The sequence below is a fragment of the Pseudoclavibacter sp. RFBB5 genome (genome assembly GCF_002931555.1).
In the GTDB taxonomy this organism is placed as follows: Bacteria; Actinomycetota; Actinomycetes; order Actinomycetales; family Microbacteriaceae; genus Pseudoclavibacter.
In genome coordinates this window covers 988,437-1,003,930 of sequence record NZ_PSTZ01000007.1, presented here as the reverse complement: position 1 = coordinate 1,003,930, position 15,494 = coordinate 988,437, and the positions used below count along the sequence as shown (strand labels likewise).

General features: G+C 69.1%; 14 protein-coding genes. 12 read left to right on the top strand and 2 right to left on the bottom strand.

Features of this window, described 5'->3' with window-relative positions; genetic code table 11:
- Window positions 1-2 precede the first annotated feature (2 nt).
- The 6 genes from C5B97_RS12690 (at window position 3) to C5B97_RS18240 (ending at window position 7,286) form a co-directional block, all read left to right on the top strand.
- A complete protein-coding gene (locus C5B97_RS12690) occupies window positions 3-836 on the top strand; it encodes a hypothetical protein (RefSeq protein WP_104312359.1) in 834 nt (277 codons plus the stop codon).
- Between the two features lie 176 nt (window positions 837-1,012).
- The gene (locus C5B97_RS12685; protein ID WP_104253694.1) at window positions 1,013-1,612 is read left to right on the top strand and encodes a 50S ribosomal protein L25/general stress protein Ctc; all 600 of its coding nucleotides are present in this window, start codon (window positions 1,013-1,015) and stop codon (window positions 1,610-1,612) included.
- A 132-nt stretch (window positions 1,613-1,744) separates the two neighbouring features.
- Window positions 1,745-2,338, top strand: coding sequence for an aminoacyl-tRNA hydrolase (pth, locus tag C5B97_RS12680; protein WP_104312358.1), 594 nt, complete (start codon window positions 1,745-1,747; stop codon window positions 2,336-2,338).
- A complete protein-coding gene (dtd, locus tag C5B97_RS12675) occupies window positions 2,335-2,772 on the top strand; it encodes a D-aminoacyl-tRNA deacylase (RefSeq protein ID WP_104312357.1) in 438 nt (145 codons plus the stop codon). Before pth ends, dtd begins: the two co-directional genes overlap by 4 nt.
- A gap of 129 nt (window positions 2,773-2,901) precedes the next feature.
- Entirely contained in the window at window positions 2,902-6,459 is a 3,558-nt protein-coding gene (gene mfd / locus C5B97_RS12670; protein ID WP_104312618.1) for a transcription-repair coupling factor, read from the top strand.
- A 2-nt stretch (window positions 6,460-6,461) separates the two neighbouring features.
- A complete protein-coding gene (locus C5B97_RS18240; RefSeq protein WP_104312356.1) occupies window positions 6,462-7,286 on the top strand; it encodes a MazG nucleotide pyrophosphohydrolase domain-containing protein in 825 nt (274 codons plus the stop codon).
- A gap of 233 nt (window positions 7,287-7,519) precedes the next feature.
- Here C5B97_RS18240 and C5B97_RS12660 read toward each other — a convergent pair whose 3' ends face one another.
- Window positions 7,520-8,740, bottom strand: coding sequence for a winged helix-turn-helix domain-containing protein (locus tag C5B97_RS12660; RefSeq protein ID WP_104312355.1), 1,221 nt, complete (start codon window positions 8,738-8,740; stop codon window positions 7,520-7,522).
- A complete protein-coding gene (locus C5B97_RS12655) occupies window positions 8,737-9,015 on the bottom strand; it encodes a hypothetical protein (RefSeq protein ID WP_104312354.1) in 279 nt (92 codons plus the stop codon). The genes C5B97_RS12660 and C5B97_RS12655 overlap by 4 nt, the downstream gene beginning before the upstream one ends.
- A gap of 49 nt (window positions 9,016-9,064) precedes the next feature.
- Between C5B97_RS12655 and hisS the strand changes: the two genes are divergently transcribed.
- The 6 genes from hisS to C5B97_RS12625 all read left to right on the top strand — a co-directional run bounded on the left by hisS (window position 9,065) and on the right by C5B97_RS12625 (window position 15,450).
- A complete protein-coding gene (gene hisS, locus C5B97_RS12650; protein ID WP_104312353.1) occupies window positions 9,065-10,381 on the top strand; it encodes a histidine--tRNA ligase in 1,317 nt (438 codons plus the stop codon).
- A 120-nt stretch (window positions 10,382-10,501) separates the two neighbouring features.
- Window positions 10,502-11,089 carry a hypothetical protein gene (locus C5B97_RS12645; RefSeq protein WP_104312352.1) on the top strand — a complete coding sequence of 196 codons (588 nt, stop codon included), beginning with the start codon at window positions 10,502-10,504 and terminating at the stop codon, window positions 11,087-11,089.
- Window positions 11,090-11,192: 103 nt separating this feature from the next.
- Window positions 11,193-12,473 (top strand): phosphopyruvate hydratase, encoded by a 1,281-nt coding sequence (gene eno / locus C5B97_RS12640; protein ID WP_104253687.1) that lies wholly within the window; start codon window positions 11,193-11,195, stop codon window positions 12,471-12,473.
- A gap of 99 nt (window positions 12,474-12,572) precedes the next feature.
- A complete protein-coding gene (locus tag C5B97_RS12635; protein ID WP_181026997.1) occupies window positions 12,573-13,271 on the top strand; it encodes a septum formation initiator family protein in 699 nt (232 codons plus the stop codon).
- A gap of 70 nt (window positions 13,272-13,341) precedes the next feature.
- Entirely contained in the window at window positions 13,342-13,872 is a 531-nt protein-coding gene (locus tag C5B97_RS12630; protein WP_258068224.1) for a DUF501 domain-containing protein, read from the top strand.
- Window positions 13,873-13,923: 51 nt separating this feature from the next.
- Window positions 13,924-15,450, top strand: a complete 1,527-nt coding sequence (locus C5B97_RS12625) for an FAD-dependent oxidoreductase (RefSeq protein ID WP_104312350.1) — start codon at window positions 13,924-13,926, stop codon at window positions 15,448-15,450.
- Window positions 15,451-15,494 lie beyond the last annotated feature (44 nt).

Below are 15,494 nucleotides of genomic sequence, written 5' to 3'. Positions count from 1 at the left end.
CAGTGGCTGATCACGACGCCCGCACGAGAGCCTACGATTTCGGGCGCCCAGACGATGACGGCGACGCCATCACCGACGAGCAGCCGACGACGGCGATGCCGAGGACGCGTGCGACGCCGAGCGCTCCATCCGCTCGCTCGTCGTCGAGTCTCTACGCCGGCAGCGAGGAATCGACCCGCGTCATCCCGCAGCAGGCACCGCCGCCCGCGGTGGCACCCGTCGCTCCGACCCGCACGCCCAAGGAGGGCAGGCAGCAGCCACCCGCCGCGCAGCAGCCGGGGCAGACGGATGCGCGGGGGCAGGCGAACAAGTACGGCCGCGCCCGCGAGTCGGCCAGCCCCAGCGTCTGGGCGCGCATCGGCTCCGTCTTCCTCGCCGTGCCCCTCTACGCCATCTGCGTGGTCGCCTTCAGCGCCATCCCCCTGCTCATCATCGTCTCCGGCGTCTCGTCGTCAGCAGGCAGCTTCATCGGGGACGGTGGGGGAGTCTCACCTGTCTGGACGATGCTCGTCACCATGCTGGCGGCCGTCGGCTTCTTCCTCATGGCGCTCACGATGCGACTGTCCGGAACCGGGTCGGTCGTCGCGGGGGCGCTGTCCGTCCTGGCGGGGCTCGCCTCGTTCCTCTTCCACGCCCAGCTCACATCCGCCATCGCGGCCGCGCCGCTGTGGCAGGATCAGCTCGCCACGTTCGCACTGTTCGCGGGCCCTGCATCCGGAATGGCTGTCTCGCTGCTCGCCGCAGAGCTGGTGGTCTTCGGGTTCGCGATGCTGGGTGCCGGCGCCGCCGTGAGCAGCGCTCGCCGCCACGGCTGGCGCAAGGCCGTCGGCTTCTGACGGGGAGCTCAGCAGAGCTTTGCAAGAACGTGCCCACCCGCGCGCTCGATGACGTAAAGTGGGGGGCTGAACTTCGGCGAGGGGCCGTGAGGCCCGTGATCGACGCGGTGATGTGTCCTTGAATGGGCCTCCACACGCTTCCTCAGTCTGTCGAGAACCACCACCAAGGAGACAACATGGCAGAGACCAACAAGCTCAGCGTCGAACTGCGCAACCAGTTCGGCAAGGGTGCGGCACGCAAGATCCGCGCCGCAGGCAAGATCCCCGCGGTCCTCTACGGCCACGGCACCGAGCCCCGCCACCTGACCCTCCCGGGTCACGAGACGATGCTGCTCATCCGCAAGGCGAACGCGCTCATCGAGCTCGACATCGAAGGCGACAAGCAGCTCGCGCTCGTCCGCGACGTCCAGCGCGACCCGGTGCGTCAGATCATCGAGCACCTCGACCTCGCGGTCATCCGCAAGGGCGAGCGCGTCGAGGTCGACGTGCCGCTGCACCTCGTCGGCGACCCGTTCCCCGGCACGATCGCCGTGCAGGACGCGACGACGATCCTCGTCTCGGCCGACGCCACCACCATCCCGAGCTTCATCGAGGTCTCGGTCGAGGGCCTCGAGGATGGCACGCTCATCCACCGCGAAGACCTCAAGCTGCCCGAGGGCACCGAGCTGGTCGACCTCGCGGAAGACGCAGAAGAGGTTGCCCTCGTCTCGATCCAGACGCCTCGCGGCGAGGACGAGGACGAGGACGAAGAGTCCGAAGAAGCAGCCGCCGAGTAATCTCGCGTCTGGCGTCGTCGACTCGACGCAACTTCGTCGAAAGGCGGGCGGCTCCGGCCGTCCGCCTTTCGCGTTCCAGAGATCCCACGGGTCGTCGCGCAGCGCATCCCGTCGCATGAAAGGCTTTGCAGCATGGCAGCAGACACCTGGCTCGTGGTCGGACTCGGCAATCCCGGCGAGAAGTACGCGAAGAACCGGCACAACGTCGGTCAGTTCGTCGTGGACGAGCTCGCGAAGCGACTAGGCGCGAGCTTCTCGCGGCACAACAAGGCGAACGCCCGCACCGCCGAGGGGCGCACGGCCCCGGGTGGGCCGAAGCTCGTGCTCGCGAAGTCGAACGGCTACATGAACACCTCGGGCGGACCGGTCTCGCAGCTCGTCGACTACTACGGGGTCGACGTCGACCACGTGATCGTCGTGCACGACGAGCTCGATCTCCCGTTCGACACCCTCAAGCTGAAGGTCGGTGGCGGCCACGGCGGTCATAACGGCCTCCGCGATATCAGCGCGGCACTCGGCGACCCGAGCTACCTGCGCGTGCGTGTCGGCATCGGGCGTCCTCCGGGCCGGCAGGACGCGGCCGACTTCGTCCTCAAGGACTTCGCGGGCAGCGAGCGCGAGGTCCTCCCCGTGCTCGTCGGCGACGCGGCGGACGCCGTCGAGCTGATCGCGAGCGACGGCATCCAGGCCGCTCAGCTGCGCGTGCACACGGCAGCGGGCGCGTGAAGCTCGTCATCCAGCGCGTCACCGAGGCGAGCGTCACGGTCGACGAGCGGACCGTCGGCCGCATCGACGAGCCGGGACTCCTGATCCTCGTCGGCGTCACGCACACCGACACCGACGCGGATGCGGCGAAGCTCGCCCGCAAGGTGCTCGGGCTGCGCATCCTGAACGACGAGAAGAGTGTGCTCGACACCGGCGCCCCGGCGCTGGTCGTCAGTCAGTTCACGCTCTACGGGGATGCACGCAAGGGGCGACGGCCGTCGTGGTCGCTCGCGAGTGTGAGGGCCCACTCGGAGCCGCTTGTCGACGCCTTCGTCACGGCCCTCCGGGAGGGCGGAGTGCACGTCGAGACCGGTGAATTCGGCGCCATGATGAAGGTCGCGAGCGTCAACGACGGTCCCTTCACCGTGCTCCTCGAATCGGCAGACCTGGCGTAGATCGCCGACAGCGGGACAGCGAGCCTGGGCACTGTAGGAAGTATCTTCGCCTCGGCGCGTACAATTCCCCGAGTGACTCTGCACGGCTTCGTACGCTCCATCCAGTCCACCCCTTCCTTCGAGCGCGCCATGGGGCGGGCCGGTCGTGACACCGACTTCTCGCTCGTCGACGGGGCGAGGGCGCCGCTCATCGCGAACCTCCTCGCTGCGCGCCAGGCCGAGCTCGACGCGGCACCCATGCTGTTCGTGCTCACGGCGACGAGCCGCGAGACCGAGCAGTTCGGCACAGACCTGCAGACGTTCGTCCCGGACGCCCACATCGCCGAGTTCCCCGCCTGGGAGACGCTCCCGCACGAGCGCCTGAGCCCATCGGTCGAGACGACGGGCAAGCGACTGCGCGCGATGCGCGAGCTCACCGAGTGGAAGGCCAGCGAGCGGACGTCTCCGTTCGTGCTGCTCGCCTCCGTGCGCGCCGCCCTGCAGCCGCTCCTCCCCGGTCTCGACGCGGCCACGACCATCCGCCTCGAGCGCGGCTCCCGCGGCAACGACCTCTCGAGCCTCGCCCTGCAGCTCGTCGACCTCGCCTACTCGCGCGTCGACATGGTCACCCGCCGCGGCGAGTTCGCCGTGCGCGGCGGCATCCTCGACGTGTTCCCGCCAGACGCCTCGCACGCGCTGCGCATCGACTTCTTCGGCGACGAGGTCGACGAGATCCGAGTGTTCTCGGTCGCCGACCAGCGCTCGCTCGAGTCAGAGGTCACGGAGGCGCTCATCACGCCGGCGCGCGAGCTGCTGCTGACGGAGAGCGTTCGCCAGCGGGCTCGCGAGATGCAGCACGAGTTCCCCAACCTCCAGCAGATGCTCGCCAAGATCGCCGAGGGCATCCCGTCGGAGGGCATGGAGTCGCTCGCGCCGGCGCTCGTGAGCGAGCTCGTGCCCATCACGAGCTACCTGCCAGAGGACGCCGCCATGGCGGTGCTGTCGCCCGAGCGAGTGGCCACGCGCGCCGTCCACCTCTCCGAGACCAACCACGAGTTCCTCGAGGCCGCCTGGAGCGCGGCGACGGCCGGCGCCGACGCCCCTATCGACCTCAGCTCCGGTGACTTCCTCACCGTCTCAGGGCTGCGGGATGCCCGTGGCGCGAGGCCGTGGTGGTCGCTGTCGCCGTTCCAGTCGCTGGAGATCCCGGAGGAGCAGCTCGACGCGAGCGAGATCCTCGCCGTCAAGATCGAGGGCGACGCCGTGCCGAGCTTCGCCGGCAACGCCGACGGCGCCATCGAGCACGTGTCGGCTCTCCTCAAGGACGGCTGGCGGGTCGTCGTCACGAGCCAGGGGCCAGGGCTCGTCGAGCGCGCGAGCCAGCTGCTCTCCGAGCACGGCGACGGGGCACGGCTCGTCGATGAGCTCCCCGACGAACTCGAGACCGGCGTCGCCTACCTGACCCAGTCGCCCGTCTCCACCGGCGTGCAGGTGCCCGGGCAGAAGCTCGCGCTGGTCACCGAGACCGACTTCTTCGGTCGCTCCGTCGGCTACGACTCCAGGCAGCCGAAGAAGCTCGCCAGGCGCCGTACGAACTCGGTCGTCGACCCGCTGCAGCTCAAGGCGGGCGACTTCGTCGTGCACGAGACGCACGGCATCGGCAAGTTCATCGAGCTGCGACAGCGAGAGGTGCAGGCCGGCGGCCGGAACGCCCCGAAGACCGTGCGCGAGTACCTCCTCATCGAGTACGCGCCCTCCAAGCGCGGGCAGCCCGGTGACAAGCTCTTCATCCCCACCGAGCAGCTCGACCAGCTGACCAAGTACGTCGGTGGTGAGGCGCCAGCCCTGTCGAAGATGGGCGGTTCCGACTGGTCCGCCGCGAAGGGCAAGGCGCGCAAGGCGGTCCGCGACATCGCCGTGGAGCTCGTGAAGCTCTACAGCACGCGCATGGCGTCGAAGGGCCACGCGTTCGGGCCGGACACGCCATGGCAGCATGAGCTCGAGGAGGCGTTCCCCTTCGTCGAGACGCCCGACCAGCTCCAGACCGTGGACGAGATCAAGCGCGACATGGAGCGGCCCATCCCCATGGACCGCCTCGTCTCCGGCGACGTCGGCTTCGGCAAGACGGAGGTCGCCGTTCGCGCCGCGTTCAAGGCCGTGCAGGACGGCAAGCAGGTGGTCATCCTCGTGCCGACGACGCTGCTCGTCCGCCAGCACCACGAGACGTTCTCCGAGCGGATGGCGGGCTTCCCCGTCACCATCAAGCCGCTCAGCCGCTTCCAGTCGAAGAAGGAATCCGAGGAGACCATCCGCGGGCTGGCCGACGGCTCCGTCGACATCGTCATCGGCACGCATCGCCTCCTCACCGACTCGATCGCGTACAAGGACGTCGGGCTCATCGTCATCGACGAGGAGCAGCGCTTCGGCGTCGAGCACAAGGACGCCCTCAAGAAGCTCAAGGCCAACGTCGACATCCTCGCGATGAGCGCGACGCCCATCCCGAGAACCCTCGAGATGGCCGTCACCGGCATCCGCGAGATGTCGACCCTCGCGACGCCGCCGGAAGACCGGCACCCGATCCTCACCTTCGTCGGCGCCAAGTCCGACCGCCAGGTCGCAGCCGCGATCCGCCGCGAGCTGCTGCGTGAGGGCCAGGTCTTCTACGTGCACAACCGCACCGCATCCATCAACCGGGTCGCGGCCGAGATCGCCGAGCTCGTGCCCGAGGCGCGTGTCGCGGTCGCCCACGGCAAGCTCAGCGAGGCACGCCTCGAGCAGATCATCGTCGACTTCTGGGAGCGCAAGTTCGACGTGCTCGTGTCGACGACGATCGTCGAGACGGGCCTCGACATCGCCAACGCGAACACGCTCATCATCGACGACGCGGAGCGGTACGGCCTCAGCCAGCTGCATCAGCTGCGCGGGCGTGTCGGCCGCGGCCGCGAGCGCGCCTACGCGTACCTGCTGTACGACGGAACGCGTCCGCTCACGGAGACCGCCACCGACCGCCTCGAGACGATCGCCGCGAACAACGAGCTCGGCTCCGGCATGCAAGTGGCGCTCAAGGACCTCGAGATCCGCGGCGCCGGAAACCTGCTCGGCGGCGAGCAGTCCGGACACATCGCGGGCGTCGGCTTCGACCTCTACCTGCGCATGATCGGCGAGGCCGTCAACACGTTCCGCGGCGAGGTCGCGGAAGGCCAGACCGAGCTGCGCCTCGAGATCCCCGTGGATGCACGCGTGCCGGAAGACTACGTCGCGAGCGAGCGACTGCGCCTCGAGGCGTACCAGAAGCTGTCGAGCGCCTCGAGCCCCAACGCGAAGCCCGGCCAGATCGGGCTCGTCCTCGAGGAGCTCCAGGACCGCTACGGCGAGCCGCCCATCGAGGTGCAGCGCCTCATCGAGGTCTCGAAGCTGCGTCGCCTCGCCGTCAAGGCCGGCCTCGGCGAGCTCGTCGTCTTCGGCAAGACGCTGCGCATCGGGCCCGCCGAGCTCAGCGACTCCAAGCAGATGCGCCTCCGCCGCATGTACCCAGGGTCGAAGGTCGTCGATGCCACCCATTCGCTCGCCATCCCGGTGCTCGAGGGCCGCGACGGCACCCTGCCGAGCGACGAGGAGATGCTCATCTGGGTGCGCGGCATCCTCACGGCGATCTTCGAGGTGGAAGACGAGACCGTCGAGGTGACGAGCGACGCGGAGGCGAAGTAGCCGTGGCCGACGCGAGCGAGCGGTCTGGGCACTGCGAGCATCCGGAGCTCCTCCGTCTGCTTGAAGTCGTCGGGGCGTTTCGCGGCGACGGCGGATGCGCCTGGTACGAGGAGCAGACGCACGCGACGCTCGTGAAGTACCTCACGGAGGAGACGGCGGAGCTCGTCGAGGCCCTCGAGGACGACAACCCGGCCGACATCAAGGAGGAGCTGGGAGACGTGCTCTTCCAGGTGCTCTTCCATTCCGACATAGCCTCCACGCGGGGGAGCGGCGCGTTCACGCTCGAGGACGTCGCGCGTGAGCAGGCCGACAAGCTCGTGCGCCGCAACCCGCACGTCTTCGGGCCGACCCCGACCCGTGACATCGACGAGATCATCCGCCTGTGGCAGGAGGCCAAGGCCCTCGAGAAGCGCGACCGCACGAGCGTGCTCGATGGCGTGCCCCGCGACATGTCGGCGCTTGCGCTCGCCCAGAAGCTCCTCGGGAAGGAGCGCCAGGTCGCCGCGGCGGTGTCGCCCGCCGTCGCGGCTGACACCGCATCCGTCGCCACCACTCTCGATTCGGGATGGGGAAATCACCTCGGGATGGAAAACAAACCATCCGGAAGCGAGAAAGCCATCCCGAAACCTGGGGTGGAGGTCGGTGCGGCCGGAGTCGACTCGGTCGACTCGGTCAGCTCGGTCAGCGAGGAACTGGAACTTGGGCGGACGCTGCTGGCGCTCGTGCGAGACGCGGATGCGCGGGGCCTCGACGCCGAACGCGCGATGCGGCTCGCGAACCGCGAACTCGAGCAACGCATCCGCGCGGCCGAAACCCGACGCGGCTGATTTCCGTCACCGGCGCCGCCTCACGAGGCCTCGTCCGGCCGCACTTCGTCCCGGTGCTGCGGCCGCGCATCGCTGCCAGGCAGATGGCCGCTTCTGCCGGCCTCCCGCGAACTGCTGCCAGTCAAGTGGCCGCTATGGCGCGGCCTAACGGGCTCATCGGCTGGCAGCGTTGGCTCGCGGCGCAGTTGGGCCAGCGCAATGTCAGCGCGTCGTCGTCAGCGCGCCAGGTCAGGTCAGGTCGTGAGGGCGCCCGCGAGGTCGCGGGCGAGGGTGCCGCGGTCGGCCACGACGATATCGTCGAGGTTCTGCCAGGCGGCCGCGTCACGGAGCAGGAGCGCGGTGCGCTCGGCGATATCGGTGGGCGCATCCGCTTCGCTCCACGCAGATTGCACGCGCAGGATGCGCGACTGGCGGTCGTTCTTCAGGTCGACGCGGCCGACGACGGCGTCGCCGAGGAGGATGGGCAGTGAGTAGTAGCCGTACACGCGCTTGTGGGCGGGGGTGTAGATCTCGATGCGGTAGTGGAAGTCGTGCATCCGCTCGGCTCTCGGCCGGTACCAGACGACGGGGTCGAACGGTGAGAGGAGCGCGGCCGCGTCCATCGCGCGTGGGCGGCGGGCGTCCCGGTGCAGCCACGCGAGGCCGGGCTGGCCGTCTTTGCCCCACTCGGCGACTCGCACGGGGAGGACCTCGCCAGAGTCGGCGAGCTCTTCGAGCGCGGTCTTCGTGAGCGCCATCGGCACGCGGAAGTAGTCGGCCAGGTCAGCCGTGGTGCCGATGCCGTGGGCGGCGGCGGCCATTCCGATGAGTTCGCGGACCGCGTCGCGCGTGCTCACCTCAGCACCACGCACCTCGGCGGGAAGCACCTGCTCGGGAAGCGCGTAGCGTCGCTCGAAGCCCTTGCGGGGGGCTGACGCCAGCTCACCCCACCGGAAGAGGTACTCGAGCACGATCTTGACGTCTGACCACTCCCACCACGATCCGCGCCGTTTGTTGGCCTCGTGCTCGAACTCGCTGGCGGCGAGCGGCCCTCGCTCGCGGAGCTCGGCGCGCAGCCACGCGATCGTCGCCGCGTGGCCCTCGAGGAACTCCGCGCTCTTGCGCCGGTCGCGTTCCGCCTTCTCGCGCATGCGCCACCCGAACAGGGGGAGCGACGCGACCGGGAGCAGCGCCGCCTCGTGGGCCCAGTATTCGGTGAGCCGCGGGGTGCGGCCCGACGCGAGCCGGTCGAGTACGGCTTTGTCGTAGCCGCCGAGGCGCGAGAAGACGGGCATGTAGTGGCTCCGCTCCCACACGTTGACGGAGTCGATCTGCAGGAGGTGGATGCGCGAGAGCAGCGAGCCGAGCTGCCTGGTGCCGACTTCGGTCGCGGCACTTCGGGTACCGAAGCCCTGGGCTGCGAGCGCGATGCGCCGGGCCTGGCCTGCACTGACGAGGGGGAGCTGGGCGGTCATGCCTCGTCACGCCGTTCGAGCGTGATCTCGACGCGGCCGGTCTCAACCGGCAGCGGGCCACCGGTGACCGGGGTGGGGGCAGGCATCACGCGCTCCGCCTCGAGTGCCTCCGCGGCCTCGGCGTGGGTCGGGGCGAATGCCTGGTCGACTCCGGTCATGGCGCCGGACAGGGCGCCGCCGACGCGTGGGCGGCCCGGGCGTCCGATGCGCGAGAAGCTCCAGAACATGCAGGCAGCGAAGAGAAGCGCCGCCGAGAGGATGATGAGGCCGGTCACCGCGCGCCCCCGGACGTCTCGCGTGCGATCATCCTGCGAGAATAGTGCAATGGCTTCTCAGATCACCCCGCCTCGTGGCATGCGCGATTTCCTCCCGGCAGACAAGCGCAGGCGCGAGCGCATCCTCGGCACGATCCGCGAGGTGTACACGAGGCACGGCTTCGATGAGATCGAGACGCCCGTCGTCGAGGACACAGCGCGGCTGCACTCGGGGCTCGGTGGCGATAACGAGAAGCTCTCGTTCGCCGTCATGAAGCGGGCGCTCGACGGGGACGCGCTGGCCGCCGCGGCTGAGGCTGGGGACCCGCTCGCGCTCAGCGACCTCGGCCTGCGCTTCGACCTGACGGTGCCGCTCGCCCGATTCGTCGCGACGCACCGCGGCACGCTGCCCGGCGTCTTCCGCAGCCTGCAGATCGCCCCCGTCTGGCGCGCCGAGCGCCCACAGAAGGGCCGCTACCGGCAGTTCGTGCAGTGCGACATCGACATCATCGGCGAGCCGGGGGCGCTCGCGGAGGTCGAGTTGCTCGTGGCTTCGTCGGCTGCGCTCGTGGAGCTCGGCCTGGACGACTGCACCATGCGAGTCAACGACCGACGCCTGTTGACCGCGCTGCTCGTGCACTGCGGATTCGCGGATGCCGAGCACGGCGCCGCGCTCATCACCATCGACAAGCTCGACAAGATCGGGCCGGAGGGGGTCGCCGCGGAGCTCGCGACGATCAACGCGACGGCGGCCCTGCAGCTCGCGGCGGCGCTCGCCACCTGGGCCCCGCTGCTCGAGTCGGGCATCCGCTTCGACCGCGAGACCATCCTCACGAGCCTGCCCGGCGCGCTCCGCGAGGACCCGGCCGTCGTCGAGGTCGTCGACGGCATGGTCGAGATCGCGGATGCTGCTGCCGCTGCTGGCGCGTCGACCCGGCTCGTGTTCGACCCGAGCCTCGTCCGCGGGATGGGCTACTACACGGGCACGATCTTCGAAGCCGCTCACCCCGAGTCCGGTTCATCGGTCGGTGGCGGCGGTCGGTACGACGGCATGATCGGCCGCTTCCTCGGCCAGGATGTGCCGGCCTGCGGCTTCTCCATCGGCTTCGAGCGCATCGTCGACCTCGCTCAGCTGCCGGAGACGGGGGAGGAGCGCGCAGTCGCGCTGCTCTTCGACAAGCGCGCATCCGTCGCCGACATCGCGAAGGTCAAGGGCGCGGTCGTGCGCTCGGGGGCCTCGCGCGTGCGGGTCGCGAAGAAGCCCAAGAACGTGCGGGGCCTCCTCGCCTCGCTCGCCGAGCAGGGGTTCACGCACGTCGCTCACGTGCGGGATGAGCACGTCGAGGCGCCCGAGACGCTCAGCTTCGAAGCGCTCCAGGACTCGTAACCTGGCACCTCCGAACGAGGAGGAGCTTTGGAATCGAGCGCGCTACGGGTGAAACCAGTCAGCAGAGTCCGAGGGCGTTGGCTCGCGTCCGCCGGCCTCGCGGTGGCAATGGCAACGTCAGTGAGCGGGTGCTCACTGCTCGGCGAGTGGGACGACCCCTTCACCTACCAGGAGGTCGTCATCCCTGAATCCGTTGCCGAGCCCGGCAGCCGATTCGAGTACCAGGAGACCGCGCTGCTCCCGCTCGAGGACGGTCGCGAGGTCGCCGTCACCTTCTCGGTGCTGTCGATCGGTGGTCCGGAGAACGCGGGCCTCGCGGAGATCGGCGACGAGTGGACGCACCCGGAATCGGTGAACGTCGAAGTCGGATTGCAGGGTGACGCGCAAGATGGGACGTCGGCGCTTCCACCGGATCTGGTCGGTATCCTCGACGACGGTTCGGTGGCGCCGCGCGCGACCGTCGACGAAGCGCCTGACGCAGTCGTCTGCGAAGAAGCCCTGGGCGTCCCCAAGCAGGACGAAGCCGACTCGCAGCAGCTCCGCTGCGCTCTCTATCTCGTACCTCCCGGCAGGGCGCTCGAGCAATTGCAGTGGGATCCGGCGGGCGCAGCTGCCGAGTACGCGGAGGACCCGGTGGTGTGGCGGGTCCCGAGCATGGCGGAGCTGATGGCGGGGGAGACTGCCGGGTTGCCGTCGCCCACCCCGTGAGCTCGTCAAGCCCCTCCTTCCTCACGTTCCACCGACCCCGATACACTGACGAAGGACCGCGTCTCTGGCGGTCCGTACGCTACTGATTCGCAAGGAGCATCCTGTGGCCCTTATTGACGTCGTCCACGCCCGCGAGATCCTCGATTCCCGAGGCAACCCAACCGTCGAGGTCGAGGTTCTGCTCGATGACGGATCGACCGGCCGCGCGGCCGTGCCGTCCGGTGCATCCACCGGTGCCTTCGAAGCCTTCGAGCTGCGCGACGGCGACGCCGACCGCTACCTCGGCAAGGGCGTCCAGAAGGCCGTCGAGGCAGTCATCGACGAGATCGACCCCGCCATCGAGTTCTTCGACGCCAGCGACCAGCGCCTCGTCGACGAGGAGCTCAAGGAGCTCGACGGCACCCCGAACAAGAAGCGCCTCGGCGCGAACGCCATCCTCGGCGTGAGCCTCGCGGTCGCCAAGGCTGCAGCCGACTCGGCTGGCCTCCCGCTCTTCCGCTACGTCGGCGGCCCGAACGCGCACGTGCTGCCCGTGCCGATGATGAACATCATCAACGGCGGCGCGCACGCTGACAACGGCATCGACGTGCAGGAGTTCATGATCCTCCCCATCGGTGCAGAGACCTTCAGCGAGGCGCTTCGCTGGGGCACCGAGGTGTACCACCAGCTCAAGAAGACGCTGCACTCCAAGGGCTACGCGACGGGCCTCGGCGACGAGGGCGGCTTCGCCCCCGACCTGCCCAACACGCGTGCGGCTCTCGACCTCATCGTCGAGGCCATCGGCGCGACGAAGTACGAGCTCGGCACCGACATCGTGCTCGGCATGGACGTCGCCTCGAGCGAGTTCTTCAAGGACGGCAAGTACCACTTCGAGGGTGCTGAGGTCTCGGCCGAGGAGATGACGTCCTTCTACGAGAAGCTCGTCGCCGACTACCCGATCGTCACGATCGAGGACCCGCTGGACGAGGACGACTGGTCGGGCTACCAGGCCCTCACCGCCGCCATCGGCGACAAGGTGCAGATCGTCGGCGACGACCTGTTCGTCACCAACCCGGAGCGCCTCCAGCGCGGCATCACCGAGGGCGCGGCCAACTCGCTCCTCGTGAAGGTCAACCAGATCGGCACGCTCACGGAGACGCTCGACGCTGTCTCGCTCGCGCAGCGCGCCGGCTACACGGCGATCCTCTCGCACCGTTCGGGCGAGACCGAGGACGCGACGATCGCGCACCTCGCAGTCGCCACGAACTCCGGGCAAATCAAGACGGGTGCGCCCGCCCGCACCGACCGCGTCGCGAAGTACAACGAGCTCCTCCGCATCGAGGAAGAGCTCGGCGACGCCGCCGTCTACGCGGGACGCAGCGCCTTCCCTCGCCACAAGGCGTAGGCACTGCGCCGCGCTGATCAGCGCGACACACGAACGGGTCGGGGCAAGTCCCCGGCCCGTTCGGCATGATGGAGAGTCGACACGGAGAGGGGGATGAGCATGCCCAACTCGACAGGCAAGTCCGGCGCAGGCAGGAAGACGGGCGCAGCGGGCGATTCGAGCACCAGCGCGGGTTCGCGAGCTGGCTCGAAGTCCACTCCGAACACGACGTCGAAGACGCGGCCAGCAACTGCCGCGCCCCCGAAATCGAACGCGAAGGCCAAGTCGAACGCGCAGGACAAATCGAGCGCGAAGGCCAAGTCGAGCGCGAAGCCGAAGTCCAAGCCCCGCGCCAAGTCCACGTCGACGTCGCCCCGCACATCCGGGCAGGGCGCTTCCGGCTCGCGCGGCCGCATCCCGACCGTGCGCCCGAACGGCGCGACCGTGCTCGTCGCCCTCGTGGTGATCCTCGGCATCGCCGTGCTCGCGCCCACGGCCCAGCGCTACATCGCGCAGCGGCAGTACGTGGCGCAGCTGCAGGCCGAGCTCACCCAGACGCAGCAGAGCGTGGACGAGATCGCCACGGAACGCGACAGGTGGAGCGACCCCGCGTACATCCAGTCGCAGGCACGCGGTCGACTCCTCTTCGTCATGCCGGGGGACACGAGCTACCTCGTGCTCGACCCGCCGGCGACCACCAAGCAGCAGCAGAGCAACATCAGCACCGACCTCCACGAGACGCAGTCGAGCTGGCTCGACAGCTTCGCCGAGTCGCTCGTGACCGCGGGCACGGCCCCGGCGCCGACTCCGACCGACTAGCAGCAGACGCACCACCACGATCAGTGGATGCGCGTGAACGCGGATCCGCCCGCACAGCCGAAAGCGACCAATGCTCGAGTACTCAGAAGCCACCGAACGCGATCTCGACGTCATGCGCGAGCAGCTCGGCCGTCCCATGCGGGGGGTCGTCGGCATCGGCGCGCGCTGCGCGTGCGGCAACCCGACCGTCGTCGTCACCCGCCCGCGCCTTCCCGACGGCACGCCGTTCCCCACGCTCTACTACCTCTCCCACCCGGCCGCGACCATCGCCATGTCGCAGATCGAGGCAGACCAGGTCATGCCAGAGATGCAGCAGCGCCTCAGCGACGACGACGAGTTCCGGGCCGCCTACCTCGCCGCGCACGAGCGCTACCTGGCGGAGCGCGAATCCCTCGAGGTCGTCGAGGAGATCTCGGGCGTCACCGCGGGGGGCATGCCGACACGCGTCAAGTGCCTGCACGCGCTCGCCGCCCATTCGCTGGTCGCGGGGCCCGGTGTGAACCCGGTCGGCGACTGGGCCCTCGAGCTGTCAACGTGGTCACCGCAGCGCTGCGTGTGCGCCAACCCCGGTGATGCACTCACCGGTGATGTGCAGGAGTAGACTTGACAAGGTTTTCCTCGCCCAACCATCGCATGCAGGGAGTACAAGTACGTGACTAAGATTCTCATCGTTGGCGGAGGTTACGCCGGCTTCTACACGGCATGGCAGCTCGAGAAGCAGCTGAACCCGGGCGAAGCCCAGGTCACGGTTGTCGACCCACTGCCGTACATGACGTACCAGCCGTTCCTTCCCGAGGTCATCAGCGGAAACATCGAGCCGCGTCACGCGGTCGTCTCGCTGCGACGTCACCTCAAGCGCTCGCGTGTCATCACGGCTGAGGTCACGAACATCGACCACGCCACGAAGACGGCGACCATCACGCCTGAGATCGGCGAGCCCTACACGGTCAACTACGACATCATCGTGGTCACCGCGGGTGCTGTGTCGCGCACGTTCCCGATCCCGGGCATCGCCGACAACGCCATCGGCGTGAAGACGGTCGAAGAGGCCACGTGGATCCGCGACACGATGATCGACAACTTCAACAAGGCGTCGACGATGGCCCCCGGCCCGGAGCGCACGCGCCTCCTGACCTTCGTGGTCGTCGGCGGCGGCTTCGCCGGCATCGAGTCGTTCGCTGAGATGCGCTCGCTCGCGACCGCGCTGCTCGAGGACTACCCGTCGCTGCAGTTCGACGACGTGCACTTCCACCTCATCGAAGCCGCCGGGCGCATCATGCCCGAGGTCTCCGAGGACACGGCTCTCTGGGTCATCAAGAACCTCGCCGAGCGCGGCGCGACCGTGCACCTCAACACGCAGGTCACCTCTGCTGTCGACGGTGTCGTCGAGACGTCGGCCGGCGACAAGTTCCCCACGGACGTCATCGTCTGGACGGCTGGCGTCATGGCTGCTCCGATCATCAAGAGCAACAGCGACCTCCCCGTCGACGAGCGTGGACGCCTCCGCGCCCGCGCCGACCTCCGGGTCGAGGGCGACAACGGCATCGTGCAGGACGCCTGGGCGGCCGGCGACGTGTCCGCTGTCCCGGACCTCTCCGGTGGCGGAGTCGGCGGCTTCTGCGTGCCGAACGCGCAGCACGCGGTTCGCCAGGGCAAGCTCATGGCCTCGAACCTCGTCGCAACGCTTCGCGGCGGAACGCCGAAGGACTACTACCACGAGAACATGGGCGCGGTTGCCGGCCTCGGTATCGGCGTCGGCGCCTTCCAGTCGGGCACCTTCGCCCTGACCGGCGTGCTCGCCTGGCTCGCGCACCGCGGCTACCACGACCTCGCCATCCCGACCGTCGAGCGCAAGATCCGCGTGCTCACGGGCTGGATCAACAACTTCGTGCTCGGGCGCGACTTCGTGTCGCTCAGCGCCCGCGAGACGCCTCGCGCCGGCTTCGAGCGGTTCGCTTCGCGTCCCCGCCCGGCCGTCGCCGAGGCGAAGAAGGACGCGCCTGAGAAGCTCCCCGCGTCGAGCGAGCACGGCGGCGGCAAGCCCGCTGCGCCGTCGGACAAGCCCGCTGCTGACACGAGCGGCAAGAACGCTGCCGAGAAGGTCACGGCTGAGGCAGGTTCGGCCGCTCCCAAGCCCGCCGCCCGCTCGGCGAAGGCTCCCGCTGGCGACAGCAAGTAGCGACGCTCGTCGGGGCCGCCTCATCTTCGGATGCGGCGGCCCCG